The 23,657-nt window shown below is 39.5% G+C and carries 18 protein-coding genes and 1 rRNA gene; 4 read left to right on the forward strand and 15 right to left on the reverse strand.

The features are described 5' to 3' along the window. The 4 genes from F9B85_RS14605 to recJ form a co-directional block, all read right to left on the reverse strand. Positions 1-82, reverse strand: a 16S ribosomal RNA gene (locus F9B85_RS14605); the annotation flags it as partial. A 370-nt stretch (positions 83-452) separates the two neighbouring features. After that, the gene (locus tag F9B85_RS08805) at positions 453-1,610 is read right to left on the reverse strand and encodes an MFS transporter (RefSeq protein ID WP_151620032.1); all 1,158 of its coding nucleotides are present in this window, start codon (positions 1,608-1,610) and stop codon (positions 453-455) included. A 279-nt stretch (positions 1,611-1,889) separates the two neighbouring features. Next, positions 1,890-3,068, reverse strand: coding sequence for an ATP-grasp domain-containing protein (locus tag F9B85_RS08810; protein ID WP_151620033.1), 1,179 nt, complete (start codon positions 3,066-3,068; stop codon positions 1,890-1,892). A gap of 321 nt (positions 3,069-3,389) precedes the next feature. Then, entirely contained in the window at positions 3,390-5,090 is a 1,701-nt protein-coding gene (gene recJ / locus F9B85_RS08815; RefSeq protein WP_151620034.1) for a single-stranded-DNA-specific exonuclease RecJ, read from the reverse strand. A 134-nt stretch (positions 5,091-5,224) separates the two neighbouring features. Here recJ and F9B85_RS08820 point away from each other — a divergent pair, with 134 nt between their 5' ends. The 3 genes from F9B85_RS08820 to F9B85_RS08830 are packed head-to-tail and all read left to right on the forward strand — an operon-like array spanning position 5,225 to position 9,964. Continuing rightward, positions 5,225-6,319, forward strand: a complete 1,095-nt coding sequence (locus F9B85_RS08820; RefSeq protein WP_151620035.1) for a hypothetical protein — start codon at positions 5,225-5,227, stop codon at positions 6,317-6,319. Beyond that, positions 6,316-8,286: an McrB family protein gene (locus F9B85_RS08825; protein ID WP_151620036.1), complete on the forward strand. Its 1,971-nt coding sequence runs from the start codon at positions 6,316-6,318 to the stop codon at positions 8,284-8,286. Before F9B85_RS08820 ends, F9B85_RS08825 begins: the two co-directional genes overlap by 4 nt. Beyond that, positions 8,270-9,964: a DUF2357 domain-containing protein gene (locus F9B85_RS08830; RefSeq protein ID WP_151620037.1), complete on the forward strand. Its 1,695-nt coding sequence runs from the start codon at positions 8,270-8,272 to the stop codon at positions 9,962-9,964. Before F9B85_RS08825 ends, F9B85_RS08830 begins: the two co-directional genes overlap by 17 nt. 105 nt (positions 9,965-10,069) lie before the next feature. On the opposite strand, the gene F9B85_RS08835 is transcribed toward F9B85_RS08830, so the two are convergent. The 4 genes from F9B85_RS08835 to F9B85_RS08850 all read right to left on the reverse strand — a co-directional run bounded on the left by F9B85_RS08835 (position 10,070) and on the right by F9B85_RS08850 (position 14,781). Further along, the gene (locus tag F9B85_RS08835) at positions 10,070-11,323 is read right to left on the reverse strand and encodes a LysM peptidoglycan-binding domain-containing protein (protein WP_151620038.1); all 1,254 of its coding nucleotides are present in this window, start codon (positions 11,321-11,323) and stop codon (positions 10,070-10,072) included. Positions 11,324-11,504: 181 nt separating this feature from the next. Beyond that, positions 11,505-11,945 carry a hypothetical protein gene (locus F9B85_RS08840; RefSeq protein ID WP_151620039.1) on the reverse strand — a complete coding sequence of 147 codons (441 nt, stop codon included), beginning with the start codon at positions 11,943-11,945 and terminating at the stop codon, positions 11,505-11,507. A gap of 292 nt (positions 11,946-12,237) precedes the next feature. Continuing rightward, positions 12,238-14,412 (reverse strand): cell division protein FtsA, encoded by a 2,175-nt coding sequence (locus F9B85_RS08845; RefSeq protein WP_170270354.1) that lies wholly within the window; start codon positions 14,410-14,412, stop codon positions 12,238-12,240. Positions 14,413-14,535: 123 nt separating this feature from the next. Next, the gene (locus F9B85_RS08850; protein ID WP_170270356.1) at positions 14,536-14,781 is read right to left on the reverse strand and encodes a type II toxin-antitoxin system HicA family toxin; all 246 of its coding nucleotides are present in this window, start codon (positions 14,779-14,781) and stop codon (positions 14,536-14,538) included. A gap of 202 nt (positions 14,782-14,983) precedes the next feature. On the opposite strand from F9B85_RS08850, the gene F9B85_RS08855 reads away from it, so the two are divergent. Then, a complete protein-coding gene (locus tag F9B85_RS08855) occupies positions 14,984-15,490 on the forward strand; it encodes a 3D domain-containing protein (RefSeq protein WP_151620045.1) in 507 nt (168 codons plus the stop codon). Positions 15,491-15,499: 9 nt separating this feature from the next. Here the strand turns inward: F9B85_RS08855 and F9B85_RS08860 are convergent, their stop codons facing one another. The 7 genes from F9B85_RS08860 to glyS all read right to left on the reverse strand — a co-directional run bounded on the left by F9B85_RS08860 (position 15,500) and on the right by glyS (position 23,632). Then, positions 15,500-16,021 carry a gamma carbonic anhydrase family protein gene (locus tag F9B85_RS08860; protein ID WP_151620047.1) on the reverse strand — a complete coding sequence of 174 codons (522 nt, stop codon included), beginning with the start codon at positions 16,019-16,021 and terminating at the stop codon, positions 15,500-15,502. A 21-nt stretch (positions 16,022-16,042) separates the two neighbouring features. Continuing rightward, the gene (locus F9B85_RS08865) at positions 16,043-16,825 is read right to left on the reverse strand and encodes a CheR family methyltransferase (protein ID WP_151620049.1); all 783 of its coding nucleotides are present in this window, start codon (positions 16,823-16,825) and stop codon (positions 16,043-16,045) included. A gap of 208 nt (positions 16,826-17,033) precedes the next feature. Next, complete coding sequence (locus tag F9B85_RS14395) at positions 17,034-17,180, reverse strand: hypothetical protein (RefSeq protein WP_170270358.1); 147 nt, start codon at positions 17,178-17,180, stop codon at positions 17,034-17,036. Positions 17,181-17,228: 48 nt separating this feature from the next. Continuing rightward, positions 17,229-19,913: a pyruvate, phosphate dikinase gene (gene ppdK / locus F9B85_RS08870; protein ID WP_151620051.1), complete on the reverse strand. Its 2,685-nt coding sequence runs from the start codon at positions 19,911-19,913 to the stop codon at positions 17,229-17,231. Further along, on the reverse strand, positions 19,906-20,709 hold the full coding sequence (locus F9B85_RS08875; RefSeq protein WP_151620053.1) for a pyruvate, water dikinase regulatory protein: 804 nt from the start codon (positions 20,707-20,709) through the stop codon (positions 19,906-19,908). The genes ppdK and F9B85_RS08875 overlap by 8 nt, the downstream gene beginning before the upstream one ends. Before the next feature lie 84 nt (positions 20,710-20,793). Next, positions 20,794-21,435, reverse strand: a complete 642-nt coding sequence (gene ccpN / locus F9B85_RS08880) for a transcriptional regulator CcpN (protein WP_170270386.1) — start codon at positions 21,433-21,435, stop codon at positions 20,794-20,796. Between the two features lie 121 nt (positions 21,436-21,556). Beyond that, the gene (glyS, locus tag F9B85_RS08885) at positions 21,557-23,632 is read right to left on the reverse strand and encodes a glycine--tRNA ligase subunit beta (RefSeq protein ID WP_151620057.1); all 2,076 of its coding nucleotides are present in this window, start codon (positions 23,630-23,632) and stop codon (positions 21,557-21,559) included. Between the last annotated feature and the right edge of the window lie 25 nt (positions 23,633-23,657).

A 23,657-nucleotide genomic window follows, 5' to 3' on the forward strand; every position in this document is an offset into this window, starting at 1 on the left:
TACTTAATCGACTCCGTTCGACTTGCATGTGTTAGGCATGCCGCCAGCGTTCGTCCTGAGCCAGGATCAAACTCTCCGTAAAATGGATTTTACGGAGTTAACCGCGCCATGGATGGCAATAGCGGTTAACATCCTTTATATCCTTATATCCCGGAGCTTTGACAAGCTCTAATTGACTTAAATTGATTGCTGTCTCTGCCTTTCAGCTTCGACGTTTCGCACGCTTGACTTTTTTTACAACTGTTTGATTTTCAAGGACCAGAACAGAAGCTTTTTGTTGCTTTCTGTTGTTTTTTGTCGTTCGCTCTCTCGCGGCGACAAGGAGTATTATCACACAGCTTAGAATAAAATGCAACCATCATTTTTTTCCAATTTCATTTTTTTTATAAAAACAATAACATAAGCAAAAACCTCTCTACTTCCTTAGAGAAGCAAAGAGGTTTTTACTTGACCTAGCTTTTACTTTCGAAGCTGATTGTTCTAGTTGTGAAGAGATCTCTAAATAAAAAGAATAGACTTGTTGTTGTAATAAATACAAAAATACTAGCGAATATAAATGGGTCTATGCCCCAACGTGTGAAGTAACCTGTAGCAAGTGGTCCGAGGATGACGCCAAATGAGAACATAGCATAGAAGAGACCGAAGGCAGCACTGCGTTCTCCATCATCAGAATTGTCAACGACTGTAGCTGTAGCTGAAGGAAAGAGGATGCCAAAGCCAAAACCATAAATGACCATCATACCTACCATAGTAGGCAGTGTTGAGGCCCAAGATAGGCCAACCATAGCGATCATTACAATAATCATGCCCAGCAAGAGCGGTACTTGTCGTCCTATTTTATCTGATAGGCGACTTAGTGGCGTAACAAAGACTAAAATAGCCACAGCTGCAAAGGCACTAAATAATATACCGATAGATGTAGCTGATAATCCATTAGCTTGTGCTGCCAGAGGTAAAGCATAGGCCATAGTACCTTTAGCAAACAAAAGAATAAAGGCAGATACATAAGCCATTAGCAAATAAGGTCTGCGTAATAAAGAAGCTATGTTAACGGATCGATCTTCCTGTTTCACCGAAGTAGCCGGTAATACTTGACGAACAACAAAAGCTGTAATAACTAACAAGGCAGACATTATGTAGAAAAGATGATATACCGTTAGTTGGTCAAGAACAATACCGCCTACCATAGGACCTAGCAAAGCAGCAATAGCAATGGCAATGCCTGATTTGGCCATTTGCTTTCCTCGCTCACTCGGAGAAGCTAAATCAGCGAGATAAGAAAAAGCAGCAGGTGTTACAACAGCCATACCTAAACCATGAATCAAGCGAACAGCTAATAAAGTATTAGCATCATCTACTAATGAATAACTGAAAACTCCAAGGGCCGCTAGCAATAGTCCAAAAAATATGGCATTTCGTCTTCCAATATTGCCGATAAACCAACCAGCACCAATATTACCGACCATATTAGCCATTGAATAAGCGGAAGTAACAACTGCTGTTAGAAACAAACCCGCACCTAGCATTTGAGCATAAATTGGCATAACAGGCAACTGAACGAAAGTGTCCATAAAAGCGATCACTACGAGACCATAAATAACCCACTTCAAACGCAACCCTCCTAAGCTGTCATTGCTTGTACATAAGTTAGAAATACTTCATCTTCATAAGTTACGCTTATAACTTATAGCCTTTTGCTATTTTTTTTACTACATCTCTAGAATACATAATTAAAAAAATAATTGGAATACCCAAAAAATTAACTTTAAGATGTTTATTTATTTAAGCGCCTTGAAGCCTTCAGAGGCAGTTATCAACCCTTCAGGGACAGCTCTCAATAATAAAAAGCTGTCCCTACAAAATTTTATCTACACAGCTTTATAGATTTTTTATTGATTCTTAAGCGCCAGAATATGATCTATAGTTTCCTTAATTTCTTCTAAGTGTGGTGAACGAAATAAGTATCCATAATCACCAATAGCGCGAGTAAAAGCAGGATTTATATCACAATGATAGGGAATCTTATGTCCATACTCGCGAAGTATTTCTTCGTGAGTAAGTGCATAGCTTTTATTATTTTTTCTACCTATATAAGCACAATGATATTTCCTTGTATAGTGAAGAGGTAAAGTACCTTCTACGATTAAACGAGCCCAGTGTTGATAAAGATCTATATCATGGGCATAGTTAAACATATCCATCGTTAATCCGCCTGGTGGTCGCATATTAACTTCTAAAGCAATAAAACGATCATCAGCAGTACGAAAAAATTCAAAATGAAAAAACCGTTCCCGTACTTGATAAGCCTCTAAAACCTTCTTCCCTGCCGCTACTAATTTATCTGGAATTTCCCGTAAGGAGTAGTAATAGACGTGAAGATCTTCATTTACAACTTCCATTACCCCTTGACCGTAACGGTGAGATGTATAAAAAACTAACTGTCCTTCTCGATCTGTCAACCCATCAAAAGAGTAGATCGTCCCAGTGATGAATTCTTCCATGATATAGTCGCCAAAATTACCTGAGCTCTCTTTATCTTGAAAAAAGCGTTCTAACTCTTGTCGGGTATGAATTTTGTAAGTATTAGCAGCGCCTACTCCAGAATTAGGTTTTAACACTACAGGAAAGTTGACAATTTTGAGAAAGGCTCGAGCTTCTTCAATATTACGAACGACGCGACCACGGGGAACATCAATTCCTGCTTGGAGAAACATTTCTTTCATCCGTGATTTACTTTTTACCTTGTCTATACCTTCATTTTGAATACCCCAAACATTGAAGTCAGTTCTAAGTTTTGCTTCTTTTTCTAACCAGTACTCCGTTAAAGAGTCTAGGCGATCAATCTTTCCATGGCGATGAGTAAAATAACCGCAGGCTCGTACCAATTGATCGTAGTCTTCTAGTGTAGGAACTTGATAGTAATCGTTTAAAGCTTCTCGCAATTCCAAAGGTAAGTCATCGTAGGGCCTATCAGCAATTCCCAAAACATTTGCTCCTGCTTTTTTTAGGGCTACGACAAATTGGTAATAGTTAGGGGGGAAATGAGGTGACAAAAAAAGAACATTCATTAGTTCTCCTCCTTTCTCTATTTCTTTTATCCACCCTTGTAAGCGAATATGTTTGTTTTTCTGATTTTGAGTAAATTTGCTTATTTGCATTATTAATCAATTTTTCTCATTAATTTACATCGAGAGGGTAAACTATAAATATTTCTTAAAAAAACATCTGAAGTTGTACTTTTATAGTAAAGCAAAAGGAGTGTTGTCCTATGGGTTTATTTGGTGAGTTAATTCAATCTTTCCTTCGTTTTCTTCTGTATTCTTTAATTTCTTTGGCTCTTGCTATATCTACATTACAGAGCGAAGAAAATGTTGACGAGAATGATATTTCTATTGACTAGGACTGACAACCTGCGATGACAAAATATCTTCGTATAAACGAATACCCTTGTCTTTAACTTTAAATTGTATAGCACCATTATAACTACTAATCTCAGGTAAGCCTAGTAAAGCTAAGGGCTCTTGTGTAGCTAACTTCCGGAAGGATTCTGCCTGTTGAAAAGCAATAACTTCTAATTTCTGACTGCCCATCTTAAGATGCTTTTCTTCTGCTCCCATAAAAGAAACTTTTTCGGGAACAAATGGAGCCAGCAAAAGCTGAGGTCTGGAGAAGCCAACACCATAAGGTGCTAATGCTTCAATCTCCTCAATTAAACCAACTGAAATATCTTCTGGTCTAACTAAAGCTGTTATTTCCACAACTGGCTCGAAGATATCATGTGCAATTTGTCCTGCAAAGCCTTGCAAGCGCTCTCTTATCAAAGGGATATCTTTTTTGTATAATGAGCATCCGGCCGCCATATCATGACCGCCACCTTTGACTAACAGGTCCGCACAAGCATCGACCAAATATTTTTTTAATGAAAATCCTTTTACCGATCGTGCTGAGCCTTTGACAATCCCCTTTTCAGTGCTATCGGTTAATACCAAAATAGGCCTATAGAAGCGCTCTTTTAATCTTGAAGCGATGAGACCTACAATTCCTTCGTGGAAAGCAGGATCATATAGCACATGAAAAGAATGGTCAGCTGCGGCAAGATTATGGGCCACTGCTGTTTGTGTCTCTGTCCATTGTTGCCGTAATTGATTTATTCTTTTTAAGCTACCAGCCCACTCGTAAGCTCGAGCTGGCTCTGAAGTCAGCAATAATTCTACAGCCTCCACAGGTACACCTTCTAGTCTTCCCTTAGCATTAATGAGCGGACCAAAGATAAATCCCAGATGATAATGGCTGTTCACTTCACCTTTTAAGCCTGCTACTTGCCTGAGGGCTTGAAAACCAAGACGGCTTTTCTCTCCCCAGTTGATCAGTTTTAGACCGTTTTTAACAAAAATCCTATTCTCCCCACGAATTGGCATAACATCAGCAACAGTGCCCAAAGCAACCAGATCAAGGGAGCGAAGCAACGCTTTAGGTCTATCTATTTCTTCAAATAAAATTTGTAGTACCTTAAAAGCAACACCAACACCAGCTAAATCTTTAAAGGGATAGGGACAGTCATGCTGTTTGGGGTTCACAATAGCCTTCGCCGGTGGAGTTGTCTTGTCTGGTTCATGATGGTCTGTAATAATTACATCCATTCCTAGCTCATTAGCTCTTTGTACGCCCTCGAAAGCATTAATGCCATTGTCAACAGTCACAATTAGACGAGGTATGCCACGGGCTGCAATTTCTTCTACACCTTGCGCTTGCATGCCAAAACCACCGACAAAACGACTATTAATATACCAGTCTACGTCAGCACCAAGTTTACGTAAGCTTTCCACGAAAAGTGCTGTCCCCGTAATGCCATCAGCATCATAATCACCGTATATAGTGATCGGTATAGACTGATCAATAGCGGCTCTGATGAAAGAAGCCGCTTTTTTTGCGTCTTTTAACAATATAGGATCTTCTAAATCTTCTATCGAAGCACGAAGAAAACTTTCACTCTCTTCTGCTTTTATTCCATTTTGATGTAAAATAGCCCCCTGCATGGCTGTTACACCGTCATAATCTGGCAGAGAAAGGGATGGCAAAAGCCACTTCATCAAAAAATCACCTCTTAAAGACGATCATTCGACTTTTTTTCTTCAATTCCTACAAAAGCAAAGAAAGGTATTCGCCATTCTTAAAGAGAATATACAAAAAATACTAAAAAAATGATTTAGGAAGGTGAGACCATGTGAATAAAACTCTTTGGAAATGGCTTTTGGATATGATGGCTCACGAAGAACTAGTTAGTCTTGCTAGAGCTATGCAAGTAAAAGTTCCAGGATTTCGTCAAATCGTAATGGACCAACGCTTTACTATGCTCAGACCTCGGTTAATCCAAACTATTCTAAGCAGTCGAAGTTTTATTAAACTACAAGAAGCTATGGACAAACATATGCAATTACAAGCACACTTTTTAGCTTGTCGCGAAAAAGAAACGTCAGAATTGCTAGAAATCATCCAGTTGGGCTCTAATCCCGCCACTGTCTTGAGCGTGCTAGCCTCTAGCTCAGAGCAAAGTCATCAAGAAAAAGCAGAAGCTCTCTTTACACAGTTGCAAGAATCAGGCCAACTCCAATCATATGAAAATCATGTACAAGAAAATCGCAAATCTGAAGCCGAGCAGAGAAAAGTAATAGAATCAACGGACCAATTACAAAAGCAATATCAAGAAATGGAAAAGAAAATCCAAAAAACAGAAGAAAAAATAGCAAAACTAAATCAACAATTTGAAAAACAAAAAAATGATTTTGATAATGAAAAAAGCTTATGGCAACACGAAAGACAAAGCCTTTTACAAAAAATCAAGGAAAAAGATAGACGAATAAAAGACAAAGAAGAAGAAATAGGACGCTTAGCAGAGTTATGTGATACCTTACAAAAAACTTTACAAAACAGCCCTACTTGGAATATTACTTCGCCAGCCGAGGCAGAAGTCGCTTCAACAGAAATTATAGAAAAGAAAACCCTAGCAGAGGAAAAGGTATCAGAAAAAAACAACTTGAAAAAACAGCAAATAGCTTTAGTTGGCAAATTACCGCACAATATAAATCGCTTACACAACTTAAACCGCTATACTATACAAAATATTACAACAGGAGACATTGCCAGAGCTTTTGAAGAAAGTTTATTTGCAAAATCTGATCAAGTATGGGTACTGAATTATGACATTCCTCTAGTTATTAAAAGAAAACTACGTAGAGAAGTTAAAATAGAAAAATATCTTGAATTCAACAGCTTCGCTGAATTGCAACGATATCTAAAACAAGGGGAATCAGCGATATGAGGATCACAAAATGGCCTTTTGATGTAATTGGTGTATTAGCTAGCGACGAATATGTGGCGACTAAAATGAACGGTGGAGCTGTTTTTGTTAACCGCCAAAATTCACTTCAATTTTCGGTAAAGTTAATCTCTCAAACTCCTGAAGGCTTTCCTAGCAATAGTCTATATACAGGCTATGCTTCCGATATAGAGAGATATGGTTTCGAAGAAAAATACTTTGCTGATGATTACCAACGAATAGAAGACCTTAAAGAATTTCTTGCTGAAAAATTATTTATTTTTCGACCGGAACGTCGCGGCGATTACTTTTATATAAAAGATGTACGACTTGTACCTAAGCCATTGTCTTATCGAGAAGAGTCGACTTATCTTTGGATACCCTTTTTCAGTCAAGAACAACATGGCTTAAATTATCAGGACTTTCTTCAGAAGCTTACTGAACAAGAGTCAATTGGCTTTATTCAAGCCTTGCCAGAAGTTATGTCAACACCAACTTTTCTACTATGGCGCAATGAAGATCATTCTTTCACGATTTTTGGTGAGTTTAGACGACATCGTCATAGTATGCAAAGTGGTTTTTCCTTTCAATATGACGTCCTTAAGAAAAGTGAATTCCCCGAAGAGTGGTTTGAAGAAGCTCTTGAAGTCCCTGGTAACGATACATTACTCTTTTTATCATCGGAAAAATATAACGAGATCTATAGTCTCATGAAAGCTTCTACTCACATATGTACTTCTGTTAGTGAAAAAGAAGCTCCTAACCTATCTCCAAGCCTTGAAGCTCCTATTGTTGATAGAATGCTAGATATACAGTTATGGGAAGAGCAACTTTCGGCCTTAGAAACAAACAAGGAAGATATAAGTGAAGATCTTTTTATCCAAAACTTCATGCAGATAACGCGCGAACAAGGCTTACTTTATGACTGGAAAGATCTTATTCACTTTCATACAGCTATGAAAACCTCCACGTTAGTCGTCTTAACTGGCATGAGTGGAACAGGAAAATCAAGATTAGTTCAATCTTACGTAAAAGCACTACAGTTAACAGAAGATCAATTTACGATGATCCCTGTTCGACCCGCTTGGAATGATGATGCTGATCTAATTGGCTCAGTAAACTTTACCCATAAAGTTTTTCAACCTGCTAACTCTGGATTAATCGACATCCTCTTACAAGCATGCAAAGAAGAAAATAAAAAAGAAAAACTATACATTGTCTGTTTTGACGAAATGAACTTAGCTCGCGTAGAACACTATTTTTCTCAGTTTCTCTCGGTACTAGAAATGGATGCTAACAAACGCTTGCTACGCCTATACAACGAGGATCTAGAAAGCCAACTATACAATGCCGCACAATACCCCCCAACCATCCCTATAAGCGACAATGTGCTTTTTGTCGGTACTGTGAACATAGATGAATCAACTTATCATTTTTCCGATAAAGTTCTAGACCGAGCTAATGTGATTCAACTTAACATCATGCCTTTTGAAGATCTTAAGAAGCTAAAGGAAGAAAAAAGTCGAAAAAGTATCTCCAGAAAATGGACACTGCCTGTTTATCAATCTTTTATTAAAGAGCCAGAAGATTGCGAGCTAACAGATAGAGAGCTTTCATTTTTAAGGCAATTTCATCTACAACTCCAAAGAGCTAACAAAAACTTAGGCATTGGTTTTCGGATTTTGAGACAAATAGACAAATATCTAAAAAATCTTCCCCGCAATCCTTTTATAACTAGAAGTGAAGCCTTTGATCGTCAAATCGTACAACGCATATTAACAAAAGTTAGAGGTCCTGAAGAACAATTAAAATCACTTCTTGGTGTATCTCTTATGGAGCGTCAAGAAGTCGTAAGCGAACCTTTACTAGGACTTCTCGATGAATACAAAGATCTTTCATCCTTTCAGGAGACTCGCCAGATACTCTATCAAAAGGCGAAAGAGTTGAATATCTATGGCTATACAGTCTGAGCAGACTAACTTTTCCCTCGCTTTTATGAATGGAGATCGTTTCATCGCTGTAAAAGATTTTTATGAGCAGGAAAAAGAGCTTTATCAGGCAGAAGCATCTATTAAAATTCTAGAAAACCTCAATCTATCACTTATTTTTTATTGTTCTGATTCCAAAGCACGCTTCTATATGGATGGTCTAGAGACACTTCCCGAAAGAATGGTCTTACGAGATGAAGAAGGGCAAGCTTATCTACCACCTGGTGAACAAGAATGTCTACTCTTTCGCTATGAAGATTATCCTCTTATTCCCGGTTATTATAAGATAACAATTGTCACTTCTGACAGAACTTATCATGCCCTACTTCAAGTGCTACCAAAGCAAATGACACAAGCACAGTGGGAAAGCATGAAAGAAGAATTAGAGAAAGAGTTGCAAGAGTTAGCTCTTCACCTTTTTAGCAAAAATTTAGGTCAAGCTATACCAGCACTCAAAGACGTGCCTTCTCGACTCTGGTTTCGATTTATGATGATTCAAAAATCTCACCATGTAATCATTTCCGCTCTTAACGATCTCTACAGCAAAGCCAATTATAAAGTTTCCAAAAACCGCACCTTTGACTATGACCTTCCTGAAAACCGCTGGCTTCGTAGAATTATTAGAACTATTGAAAAAAATCTACAGGAATTTGCCTTAGCTTTACAGGAACAAGAAGATACGGTAAAAACAAAAAGAATCGAAAGAAATGGACTTCCTGGAGCAGACAAAAGACTACCTATTATCAAAAATTATCAAGAACAATGCATAAAGCTCTTACATAGCTTTCGCTTCATACGACAAGCTCCCTGGTTTAATCAAGTAGGCCTTAATGTATATAGTAAAATACCTCTTGTGATGATGACTGATTTTCGTTATCGAACTCTCTATAAACTCTATAAAGATTTGCAAAAAGAGAAAGTTGAAGTTGCACTAGACAGAACTTATCAATACCAGTGGAAACGGACAGATCTATTATATGAAAACTGGGGTTTTCTAAAAATATGTCGTGCTCTAATGCAAGAACCTCTTAACTTTGAAGTGAAAAGTGGATGGCTTTTTGACCTTAACTTTACTAACAACCATCTCTTAATTCCATCATTACCTTCGGGGACGACTATCATTTTAGAAAAAGACAAAATAAAGCTTCATCTTGTCTACGATGCTCTAATTCCTCGTAAAAGTGAACAAACCGATAAGTATATTGCTCCTTTGTACATCAAAGGAACGCACGACCGGCCTGATGGTCGTATTGATATTTACAAAGAAGAGATTTATGCGGGAAGCGTGCTCTTTGATTTTAAGTATAGACCTCTGAAGAACTTCTGGGATCCACAAAAAATTGATGCACCTAACCGTCCCGGTGCTATGCGACAACTGCTTGCATATGGTGCTTATTGCAAATCACCTTACTTGATGGGTGATGTAGATGACTTTTTACGACGCCATATTGGACCAGTTCCTGAAGTTTGGGCTATCTATCCTACCGATTACGATGAAGTTGTAAGCTCTCGTTTTTACGAGGATTACGACTTACGCCTAATTAAAATGTGTCCCGGAACTGATCTCAATCATGTAGGATTAGAAATAAATCAAGTTGTTAAAGCAATTCTCTATCGACTTGATATTTATAGTTCTCTGCAAAGTAAGCATATTGGCTGATATATAGCTAAGAGAAATATAAAAGGCTCGTCAGATATATGACTGACGAGCCTTTTATTATAGAAAAAAAGAGCACCAAGATCCTGATATGTATGACCTGTTCTTTTATCGACCGCCTGCTTTTTGAATCATGTCCTGATGCTGACGAATATAAACGTCAGAAGCACTACCATGGGCTGTACTATTGAGCAAATAAATATCAAAATGTCCCGTAACACCGTTATCCGAGATGGTGTTAAAGCTGTGCGGCATACCTGATAATGAGGCCGCTATGTTCATGCCATCTTTGTATACTACAATAGCTCGAGGTGTCCAGGTCCATTGATGGTTAAAGATCTCGCGCATGACTGCCGTATCTTGCCTCGTCAAGGGTTCTACATCAGCGTGATTATAACCGCCTAACATTTTCACCTTAAAACTCTTATTCGTTTGTACATCGACAACAGTAAAGACATCGTTACGTCTCAGCAAGTACTTTCCTTCTAAGAACCAGTCCACAATATGACCTACTTGAGCCGGTGACTGATACTGTCCTGGTGTAACGGTGTAGAGACGAGGTGCGTAACCATTAATGGCTATTTTTTCTCCTGCATTAAACCACTCATGTGGTTCCATGTAATTGAAGCGCAAAATATCTTGAGCAGAAACACCGAAGCGTCGGGCAATTGATGAAGCAGTATCGCCAGGCAATACAATATAAGTAATTGATGGCCACTGCGTTACATTACTTTGACCTCCACGCGACGGTGTTGGTGTTGGTGTTGGCGTAGGAGTTGGGCTTGGTGTAGTCACCGGTTGAGATGCACCCGTCTGTGGTATAAGAAGCCTTTGACCAACCCAAACCATATCACTAGTGAGCTGATTATGGGAACGAAGAGCCTCAATAGAAACACCAAATTGCATGCTTATTTTCCACAAGCTATCATTAGGCTGTACAATATAGTTTACTATACTAGAGTTACTTGAAGTCCCATTTCCATCTTGACGTACAATTAAAACTTGTCCTGGTCTGATCTCATCACTCTTAAGTTGATTCATGCTTTTTATCCTATCGATAGTCACACCATATTGTCTCGATAAGATCCAGAGCGTTTCACCAGGTTGTACTGTGTGAGTGACGGTAAGATTATTTCTTAACTTTAACTGCTGACCGGCATAGATAAAATCATTCTCTAAATTATTAAATCTTTTTATCTCTTCTACAGTCACGTTAAAAGTGCGTGAAATCTTCCAAAGGCTATCGCCAGCTTCCACAGTATATGTAGCAGGAACAGAGTTAGCTGTTGTCGTAGCAGGCATACCTAAAAGCAAGGCAGAGAGAGTCATACCGAGAAAAAACTTTTTGCTACCTTTTCGCAACTATTACACCACTTTCTGAAACAGGGGCAGATAAAGACTGTCAAACTATTTCAGGTTGATTGGGCTCTTTATAATAATTCTGGTAAAGTATTTTTTTTCGGTAGAGAAAGCCTTGGTCTTACAATGGAACTAATACCATTTTTAAGTAAGAAGAGCTGTGCCTAATCAAGCACAGCTCTTCTTATATCTCTCTTCGTAGAGATAGTTTTCGTATAGCCAAGTAAATAACTAAAAGTAAATTAAATACTGCGGCAATCCCATAGTAAAGAAGTAAATCCCACCACCAACCTAACAAGATTAATATTAAGCTTAGAAATAGTAATCTAGGCATTGCTTTTCCCATCGCTGAGGAAAGATTATCTCTGTCTATATCTTTGTCTTCTGCTAAATCTACTAGGCTTTCCCTCTCCTTATCTTCTTTCATCAACAAATGTTCTATATCATTATTAGACATATTTCTCCATGATAGCCATATTTGAAGCATCATAGGACCTAAAAGTAATAAAGCTGCCGCAATGGCTAAGTAAGCTGTCCCGACGCCTCCTGGAATAACAATTGCTAAAAATAGATAAACAACAATTAAAAATGCCGATAAACGAAAAAATATTTTATGGGTATCCATGTAGCCCCTCCTCTTCTATGCTTTAATAGCATACCCCTACAAGGCGATAATTAACCATTTATTTCTATTTTCTGTGTAATTGTGATAAAAATAAAGACTTCAGTCCTCCTAAGGAAGGACAGAAGCCTCATGTTATCTCTATTAATATTTGATATATTTTTCACAGAACCTGTTTTTTCTGCTCTTTGGCCTAGCCAATCCTAATCCCAACCTAAATGCTGTAATTAGGAGGTGTCACATAAGTATTACCTGCCAGTTGCCCTGGCAGGTATTTTTTTGCTCTCTGCTACGCTTAAGTCCAATACAATTCTACTCTACTTCGGTTGGGAATAGCCGTAGTATAATCACCTACAAAACCGTTGACTTTAATCTGTAGTTTACTCTTCCCTTCGGGGGGCTTTGGATTGAAATTAATGCGAGCTAATAGTTCAGATAAGATAAGATCGGCTGATTTACCAGCTTTAACTACAATATCATCTCCTTCTTTAATCCACTCTTCTCCTGTGGCAACTTGATTATCAAGATATAATTCTGCTTGTTCCCCTGAAAAAACCCATTCTTTATCATTAACTGTAACAAAAAGTTCTCCACCATTCCATCGTTCTAAATCGACAATGTCCTTAATCTGTAAGTTTGAAATAGAAGAGTGACCTACATTAATTTGATCGCCCTTTTGAATAGGCTTATCTAGAGAAGTTACTTGACCATTTAATGTAACTTCTGGGGTAGATACAAGCACTTTCTTCTTTTCCCCATTTATGCTGTACCTTATTGAATGTTGATCTTTAATTGAATCTAACTGTCCAACTGTGTCTAATAGATCAGCTACAGTATCGATTGTACAATACTGTATTTTAGCACCGTCTATAAGTTTAGTTTCTAGGTTTACTTTTTTGCCATTCATGAGGATTATTGGATCAACAGTTATGTTTTGTTCATTAAGAACGACCTGAATAGGCTCTAACTTAGGTACTACATCCTGAATTATGCCTTGTCCATTTTTTCCTGCTTTTGCTTCCACAAATTCTATAAGATCACCTTGCTGAACAGGGCTATCTAGTCGGGCTTCTTCGCCATTAACAGTATAGTAAGCGGGCTCTCCTAAAGTACCTCGTAATATTTTAACTTCGCCGTTTACTTGTACCGTAAGCGCTAGACCTGGTCGTCCATGTAAGTTTTTTACATTAACTCCAGCAGAGAGTAGAACGTCTCCTACAGTTCCCTGACCCATGTTAAAAAGACGTATTCTCTGACCATTTAGTGTTACTTCGTAAAAACTTAAAGTTTGATGGTTGAGAGAAGTTACAGCTATACCGACAGGGGTTACGTATTCAGGTCCTATCATATTGGAAACATTCCCACTTAAGCCTTTCAAACTTTCTCGTCCCCGTACTCCCACTCTTTCTCTAGGTAAATTGAGGACTTCTGCTATTTTCTCTGGTAGTAAAGGTGTAAGAGAACCACCACCAACAAGTATAAGCGCCTGCGGACTCTTACCATTTAAAGCTATAATTTTTTCAGCAATCTGTTGAGCTAGATTAGTTACAGGAGACTTGAGAGCTTCTGTAAGTTCCAAGCTTTTATGAGCTTGCTCAAAACCAAGAATATCTTGAAAAACAATCTTTTCATCCTGATTACCTGATAATAGTAAGGCTTGTAGTTTTCTTTTTATATCTTCGCCTTCATGAAAATCTAAAAGATATTTCTGACAGATTGCTTCTGTCATTTCATCTCCTGCAATAGGAACCATGGCATAAGCTTTAATAGTCCCTTCAGCAGTTATGGCAATATCAGAAGTACCTGCGCCTATGTCGACTAAAGCTAAGTTTAACTGACGCATATTCTGTGGAATGACCACATTAATAGCCGCAATTGGCTCTAAGGTCAAACTTTTCATAGCTAAGCCAGCGCGATCAAGAACAGAGAAAAGAGAGTCTACAACAACACGAGGTAGAAAAGTGCTAATCACTTCTACTTCTGCTAATAAACCGCGCTGTCCCACTAAATTCCCAATAGCCTGTCCTTCTAGAAAGTAGTGCACAATGCTATAGCCAACACAATGGTAATCTTGTACATTGGCTACTTCTTGCTCTTTTAAGGATTGTAAAGAGTTCTGTACAGCCCCTAATTCAAGAGCAAGCTGATCTTCTGCTGTAAATTCTTGTAAAGCTGTTCTTTCTAATTGAGCTTTCCCTTTAGCTGTTTTTAATGCTCTACCGGCGGCCGCTACAGCAACACTTTCTAAAGTTACGTCTAGCTCTTTTTCTAAAGCTTGCTTGACTTTATTAACGATCTTAGCTACCTGAACGACATCATGGATCTGACCATCGAGCATAGCCCGTGTGCGATGCTCTTCCATAGTCGTATGTAGTATTTCTAGGCTCTCTTCCTTTTCTCTCGCTACTAAACCTACTACACTGCGAGTGCCTATATCTAAAGCAAAAATCAAATCTTCTTTGTAGTCCATCATCTATCCCCCTGCATGCAAAATGCCGCCCGTCTTGCTTCGACTTTGCGGCATCATTTTCCTGCCATAGTAGCGAAACTGCTACACCTCCCATCTTCACCCTCCCTGCCTCAGTAAGTGGCTTTAGGCGGATAAAAGACTAAGAAACTTTTCTTTACTGAGGCCTGCTTGTTGTAAGATGCCCATGAGCGTTCCCTTTTTAAGGTTTTTTTGGTTACTTGGAATGGTCACTGAAAAAACTGCTCTGGGGCCTTTTTTTACAAATCTCATATGACTCCCTTTTTGTCGTCGCTGTTCAAAGCCATTACGACAAAGCACCCTAGCAACTTCCATTCCTGACAGGGTAGGTAAACGGTGGGCTATCTTCAAAACAGCGTCACCTCCAGTTTCTTCAGGAGGTGTAGCAGTCTCTATATTTAAGGATTCCCTTTTGAACATTTTTTACGTATAGACTCTATCTGCACTTTATTAATTCAGCAAAGTATCATTCTCCTATTTTTACTAAACAAAAAAAGAATAAAAGCATCTAAAAAGTACATTATAGAAGTAGGCCTGTCATGAATAAAAGGAGATGATTATTCTGTATGCCCATCCTTGGTGGCAAAAGCCATGGTTCTATATCTTTTTTGCCGCCTTAATGAGCATTCAACTCTTCATCGTCGATACAGAAGAAGCTATAGCTGAGTGGAGAGTTCCTACTGCATTACCAGTTTATCATGAACCAGTAAAGACAATGGATCAAATGGTCATGAATGGTTATCGCATTTCTGTACCCATGGTTGTTGAAGCTACTGCTTATGATGCTTGTATTATTTGTTGTGGTAAAACAGATGGCATTACCAAGTCTGGTCATCTAGCTGAAGAATGGTACACTGTAGCTGTTGATCCCGATCTAATACCACTAGGAACAAAAATATATGTGCCTGCCTTTGGTCGTGTTTTCGAAGCTCAAGATATAGGCGGAAAAATTCGAGGACGCCGTATCGATTTCTTTCTGCCTGACCATGAATCAGCTATTATCTTTGGAAGGCAAGAGTTAGAAATCTATTTATTGACAGGCCCAGACAGCAATTATTAAAGGGAAGGTCTATTTGACCTTCCCTTTATAGTCTTGTTGCCATAATTTAACGTAACTCTGAGCATTTCTTTTGAATGGTTCTACTTCTTCCGGTGTAAAAGTCTTTACTACTTTGCCAGGATTACCCAGAATAAGGCTGTAAGCTGGGAATTCTTTGCCCGGTGGAACTAATGTATTAGCGCCTACAACGGAATGTTCCCCTATAACAGAACGATCTAAAAGCACAGCACCCATACCAATTAAGCAATTATCACCAATTTTTGCTCCATGAATAATAGCACCGTGACCAATAGTAACAGAATCACCAATTTCTGTAGGCCAATCGTAGTCTGTATGAATCATTACATGATCTTGTACATTCGTATTTCGACCTATTGTAATGGGCCAACCACAGTCTCCTCTAGCTACAGCATAAAACCAGACACTTGCTCCTTCTTTGATTATGACATCGCCGGCTACAACAGCCGTTGGTGCAATATAGGTATTATTGTCAATTTGCGGTTCTTTGTCGCCGATTTTGTAGACAGGCATAAAGACTCCCTTTCTAGTTTACTACAACTTCTGGTAAAAGAAGGTTGCCGCTGTTGAAAAACCAATCTCTCTAGCCTGAAAAATCTGTTCCGTAGAGCCTGTAAAAAGGATGCCACCTTTGCGCAAAGATTGATAAAAACGCTTATAGAGCAACGATTTAGTTTCTTCAGTAAAGTAAATGACTACATTGCGGCAGAGAATAAGATCTACGTTAGACTCGAAAGAATCTTTGAGTAGATTGTGCTGTTGAAATTTAATATGCTTTTTTAACTCGTCTTTAACTTGATAAAAACCACTACCTTGCTCTATAAAGTATTTTTTCACTAGAGCATCCGGTATATTAGCCAAAGATTTAGATCCGTAAAGACCTATCTGGGCTTTTCTCAATACTTCTCGATCTATGTCACTAGCTATGATTTTATGAGTCATATCACAGCGTGCTTCTAACATGGTTATTGCTAAACTATAAGGTTCTTCTCCAGTGGAGCAACCTGCAGACCATACTTTTAACTTGGGATTTTCTTTAAGTAATTGTGGCAATATTTTGTTACGCAATACATCCCATTGACTAGGGTTACGGAGAAATTCAGAAACATTGATGGTTAGATGATCAATGAACTTTTGATACTGATTACTATCACGATCTATGATGGAAAAGTAGCTCACCAAGTCACTAGCACCTTGTGAGCGCATTAATGTTCGAATTCTTCTCTCCATTTGAGGTCTTTTATAATTTGATAAATCAAGACCACTTTTAGTATGAACCTTCTTTATAAAAATCTCATAGTCGTCACCTATGGCCATTTTACTGCCTCCTCTTAGTTAATCGAAATCCCTTTTCATAAGCCTTACAGCCTAGAGATTTTTAAGCTTGTAAATTTATATAAATACAATTCGTTATGGCAAATTACAAATCCTTCTCAAGAAAAAATATAAAATACCCCTGGCTGTTATGCCAGGGGTTGCAAACGCAGTGGCTCCGCTGCCCCACCTGCGTTTTGAGAGGACTCAATTATATTTTATGCAACGAGGTAGGGGTTTCATGACTTTTTTCTTCCTTTTTGGTGATTCTATTACTCATTGACACCATTGGAATGCGTTCACCAGGAAGTTCAATTTGAAATAGTTGATCGTCATGTTCTTCTATCATCATGGCCATAGTATGCCCTGCTGATAGATAGAGCTATACAGTTGCTTAGAGGGAAATTTATCTATTTTTGATAACAGCTTGAGCGGCGGCTAAGCGGGCAATAGGAACACGGTAAGGCGAGCAGGATACAAAGTCAAGATTAATCAAATGGCAAAACTCAATAGATGAAGGCTCACCACCATGCTCACCACAAATACCAACAAGAAGTTTGGGATTAGCGGCACGGCCTTTTTCTGCCGCCATTTTCATCAGTGCACCTACACCTTGGCGATCAAGTACGATAAAAGGATTGTCTGTAATGATCTTGTTTTCTGTGTAGTAACCAAGGAATTTGCCTTCTGCATCATCCCTTGAAAAACCAAAAGTTGTCTGGGTTAAGTCGTTAGTACCGAAGGAGAAGAAGTCAGCTTTGAGAGCAATATCTTCAGCTGTTAGTGCGGCTCTGGGCACTTCAATCATCGTTCCTACGGTATAGGGAATAGTAACACCTGTTTCTGCTGATACGGCGTCGGCTACATCTTCAACGAGCTTACGTAGATGTGCTAGCTCATTTACATGGACTACCAGAGGAATTTCTACTTCTGGCTCTACTTCAAAGCCTTCTTGAACTAGTTGAGCTACTGCTTGGAAGATAGCGCGCGCTTGCATAGCATAAATTTCTGGGTAGGTAATGCCAAGTCGGCATCCGCGGTGTCCCAGCATAGGGTTAAATTCATGAAGTTGACGAACGTTACGAAGGAGTACTTCTTTATTATCAATCTCTGTACGAATGGCTTCTTTTTCTTCTTCAGCAACTACCTCTAAAGCGCAGTTAAGCTTAGTAATCTCTACAAGTAGCTCTTCTGCGTTTGGCAAGAATTCATGAAGAGGTGGATCGAGTAGACGAATAGTGACGGGGAATGGAGACATCTCTTTGAGAATACCGTAGAAATCTTGCTGTTGCATAGGCAGAAGATTGTTTAATGCTTTTTGTCGTTCTTCTTGTGATTGAGATAGAATCATTTCTTGTACAATAGGTAAGCGATCTTGTGCCATAAACATATGCTCTGTTCTGGTTAATCCGATACCCGCAGCACCAAATTCACGAGCTTGTTTGGCTTCTTCTGGATTGTCAGCATTAGCTCTTACGCCAAGTTTACGGACTTCATCAGCCCAGGTTAATAAGGTCTGGAATTCACCAGTAAGCTCAGGCTCAAGCATAGGAACTTCGCCATCAATAACACGTCCCGTGCCACCATCGATAGAAATCAATTCGCCTTTTTTGAAAGTTTGCTTAGCACCTGATTCGGTGAAGACGCTAAACTCTTCTTTAGCATAGTCAATGCGAATTGACTCGCAACCGCAAACGCAAGCTTTACCCATTTGGCGAGCTACAACTGCGGCATGAGAAGTCATACCACCACGACTAGTTAAAACACCTTGAGCTGCAATAATTCCATGGATGTCATCTGGAGTAGTTTCTGTGCGCACGAGAATGATTTTCTCGCCTGCTTTGTTACGAGCATCAGCTTCATCAGCATTGAAGACGATAGTACCGGAAGCGGCACCGGGTGATGCTGGCAAACCAGTTGTAACGACTGTTAGTTTTGCTTCTGGATCGATGCGACGATGAAGTAGTTGATCTAGATGTTCAGGTTCTACACGCATGATAGCTTCGTCTTTGGTAATGAGCCCTTCATCAACCATGTCTACGGCAATTTTTACAGCCGCCGCCGCTGTTCTTTTTCCGTTACGAGTCTGTAGCATCCAAAGCTTTCCACCTTGAATGGTGAACTCAATATCTTGCATATTGCGATAATGTTTTTCTAGAGTTTGGCAGATCTCTACAAACTGGTCAAAAACTACAGGCATTTCTTTTTGCAGTGTCGAGATATGGTTAGGTGTACGAATACCAGCTACCACGTCTTCACCTTGAGCATTGATCAAGTATTCTCCGTAGAGAATTTTTTCGCCTGTAGAAGGATTTCGGGTAAAGGCAACACCTGTACCGCAATCGCTACCCATGTTACCAAATACCATAGACTGAACATTGACAGCTGTGCCTAGGTTATCGGGAATTTTGTGAATATGACGATAAATTTTGGCGCGGTCATTGTTCCAAGATTCGAAAACGGCATGAATAGCACCTTCTAGTTGTTCCATAGGATCTTGTGGGAACAATCTACCGGTGTTTTGTAGAACTAAGCTTTTGTAACCTTCCACTACTTCTTGCAAGGAGGCAGGTGTTAATTCGTTATCAAACTTAGCACCTTGTTTTTCACGTACTTGTTCCAAAATATGTTCAAAGTCGTCATGCTCTACATCTAATACGACGCCTGAGTACATCTGAATAAAGCGGCGATAGCAGTCTAAGGCAAAACGCTCATTCTCTGTAGCAGTAGCTAGTGCTTGCACTGTCGTATCATTTAAACCTAGGTTCAAAATAGTGTCCATCATACCAGGCATGGAAAAAACAGCGCCTGAGCGTACGGACAGCAATAAAGGATCCTTAGAGTCTCCAAATTTTTTGCCTAGTTTAGTTTCTACATCTTGCAGAGCTTCCTTGACCTGGTTCATCAAGTCAGAGGGGAAATTTTTATCATTATCATAATAAGCATTGCATGCTTCTGTAGTTATTGTAAGGCCTGGAGGTACAGGAAGACCAATATTAGTCATCTCAGCCAGGTTAGCTCCTTTACCCCCTAGGAGCGATTTCATATCAGCTTTACCTTCTTCGAATAAATAAACCCATTTGTTAGACATTACGTTCCCCCCTGTAATATATCTGTAACACTCTTGCCGCTGTTTCTTCTACGGCTTTATTGGTTACATCGATGACTGGACAACCGATTCGTTTCATAATGGCCTCAGCAAAGTCTAATTCATCTAAGATGCGTTTTAGGCTCGCATAATCAGCGTTGCCAACTAATCCTAGAGCTTTTAGTCTTTCTGTTCGAATACCATATAGGAGCTGTGGTGATATGGTAAGTCCTACAATCTTACGTTTGGGCATCTGAAATAATTCTTCTGGAGGACCTACTTCTGGTACAAGAGGAACGTTAGCGGCTTTTACCCTTTTGTGAGCTAAATACATAGAAACAGGCGTTTTAGAAGTTCTTGACACACCAACAAGCACCACATCAGCATGTACGATACCACGAGGATCTTTCCCATCATCGTACTTCACAGCAAATTCAATGGCTTCAACTTTGCGAAAATATTGTTCATCAAGTTGGTGTAACAAGCCTGGTTTCATGGCCGGTTCTAGTTGTGATATCTTTTGAATTCCTTGGATCATAGGTCCTAAAATATCAACAGTTACAATGTTTTTCTCATTAGCTAAGCGCAAGAGGTAATCACGTAAATCAGCTACAACAAGGGTGTATGCAATCATAGCTGATGTGCTAGCGGCTTCTTCAATAATTTTGTGAATATGATTGACGTCAGAGACATAAGGAATTCTTCTAATCTCTACACCTTCACCATCAAATTGACTTGCTGCTGCACGAGCTACAAATTCTGCCGTTTCACCAATTGAGTCGGAAACGACATAGATAATGGGTTTCTCACTGCTGACGCTATTTATGCTCTTCCCCTCCTCGGTTGCCTTTCAACGTCACCATAATTTTACGATATTTTCCATCTAATTATGCCCTTCTCCAAGCTCAACTAATAATTTTGTTATTGTTGTTTTGGTAATACGACCTACAACCTCCTGTCGTTCATGACCATTAGGAAGTGCAAAAGTCCTTACTACCGGAAGGGTATCAATCTCATGGACAATAAGACGTTTGGCCGCCTGGTAGATCGTATCTTCAGGTGTAACGGTAACAATGTTTGGCATCCGAGTCATGACCATACTAATGGGGATCTTCTGTGCATCGTTTCCTCCAATGGCGATCTTCAGAAGATCCTTTCTCGATACGACACCAATAAGACCACCTTCATTATCAACAATAATCAAGGTGCCTACATCTTCTGTAAAAAGGGTAACAATGGCGTCATAAACAGTAGTAGCTTCTCTCACCACTACGGGCAATGACTTAACATCTTTTACCCTTATTTTACCTATCGCTCGAGCCACCAGTGTATTACCAGACTGACCATTGTAGTAATAGCCAACACGAGGACGTGCTTCCAGGATTCCAGACATCGTTAGAATGGCTAAATCAGGTCGCAAAGTAGCGCGTGTCAAATTAAGGATTTCGCCTATCTGTTCCCCCGTAATCGGACCTCGTTCTTTGACGATCTCCACGATCTTAATCTGACGATCCGTCAGTTCAATCGCTGTCACCACCCTACGTAATAATTTCCCTGGAAGACACAATTATGACATACTATATTACTTATCACTCCCAATAATGTATACTATATCGTTTTTTATTTTCCTGCTTATTTTGAAGAAATTAATTCACAATTTTGTTAAGATCGGCAATACCGTCCATCAAAGCATCGACAGCTTTGAGTAAGGCCAGCCTATTTTCTCTTATTTGCTCATTTTCTACCATTACCATTATTTGATCGAAGAAGGCATCAAGAGGTTCTTGTAATTGTGCCATTACCCGCAAAGCAAGTGCGTAGTCACCTTGGGCTGAGTCTATCTCGCCTTGTGCCTTCATAATAGCCTCATAAAGAGTCTTTTCTACAGGTTCTTGGAGGAGTTCTTTTGACAGCTCTTTTTGACCGCCTTTTTTGGCCAAATTAGCGGCTCTTGTATAGGTCGTTAATAATGCACTAAAGGCTTCTTCTTCACGAAATTCTGCTAGCGCTTTTGCTCTCTTGTAGACTTCATTAGGTTTATCGATTCCAGCTTCTAGCACTGCATCGATGACGTCATAGCGAATAGCTTCTTCACTCAGCAAAAAGCGTAGACGCTGATAGAAGAAGTCTAGAAGGTCTGCTAGAACTTCAGGTACATTTCTAGAAAGTTCTACTTTCTCACTGTAAAGTTCATAGGACTTCTTAAATAACTCTGACAAAGATAAGGATAAATCTTTTTTCATAGCGATAAGACATAATGCTTGCGCCTGACGTCGAAGAGCATAAGGGTCTTGTGAACCTGTTGGTATAATACCTATGGCAAATGAACCTACAATAGCATCAACTTTATCAGCTATTGCTACAAGAGTGCCTTCCATTGTCTCTGGTAAGGTGTCACCAGCATAACGAGGTAGGTAATGTTCGCGTATTGCTTGAGCTACCTGTTCTGCTTCACCTGATAGGAGGGCATATTTTTCGCCCATTAGACCTTGTAATTCGGGAAACTCATAGACCATCAATGTTACAAGGTCTGCTTTTGCCAATTCTGCGGCTCTATAAGCGCGTTGAGCAATACTTTGCTCTACCTCTAGGTGCTGAGCGAGCCAAGTGGTCAAAGCCTTTTCCCGCTCTACACGCTCATAAACTGTGCCTAGTTTCTCATGGAAAACGATTTTTTCTAGTCTTTTTACTTGCTTATCTAAGGGGACTTTTTGATCTTCTTCATAGAAAAAAGCTCCGTCAGCTAAGCGTGCACGCAATACTTTTTCATTGCCTGCTTGCACAATTTCCAGATGTTCTGTTGTACCGTTGCGAACAGTAATGAACTTAGGCAGTAATCGTCCTTCTGCAGAAATAACAGGAAAATATCTCTGGTGTTCTTTCATTGGTGTAATTAGCACTGCTTCAGGCAATTGCATATATTTTTCGTCGATTCTACCGCAAAGCGCTGTAGGATATTCAACGAGATAGTTAATCTCTTCTAATAGGTCTTTATCTTCTGCAACTTGACCGCCTTCGGAAACTGCAAGCTCTTGTATCTGTTGCCAGATCTCTTGTCTCCGCTTGTCTGGATCAGCAATTACATAAGCTGATTCTAGTTTTGCTTCATATTCTTCTGGATGCGCAAGGTCAATTGGTTCTTCCGCCAGAAAACGATGTCCATAAGTCCTCCGTCCAGCTTGCACTCCTTCTAACTCTAGGGGTAATACAGATTCTCCATAAAGAGCTACAAGCCAACGAATGGGTCGAGCAAAGCGCATCTCTCCCCAACCCCAACGCATTGGTTTGGGAAAAGAGAGTTTGCCTATCCAATCTTTTAAAAGTCCAGGTAGAACTTCTATCGCTAATTGCCCTTTTTCAGTGCGTAGGGCGAATAGATAAGGTACACCGTTAATCTCTTTGCTGATCATATTCGCAGGTTCTACACTTTGAGATCGAGCAAAACCAAGTAAAGCTTTCGTAGGTTGGCCTTCTTGGTCATAAGCTACTTTAACGGAAGGACCTTTTGCTTCCACTTGTAAGTCTTGCTGTAGCGTTGCAAGGCCTTTTACTTTGATGGCTATTCTACGTGGTGTGCCATAAACATGGAGCTCTTGATAAGACAAGCGTGCTTCTTGCAAACCCTCTACAGCTAATCCTTTAAGTTGCTTTAAGGTAGCGGGCATAAACTTTGCCGGTATTTCCTCTACACCAATTTCTAAAAGTAGATCGCTTTGCTTCACGATGTTACTTCCTCCTTAATAACGT

The organism is Heliorestis acidaminivorans (assembly GCF_008933955.1).
Lineage (GTDB): Bacteria > Bacillota > Desulfitobacteriia > Heliobacteriales > Heliobacteriaceae > Heliorestis > Heliorestis acidaminivorans.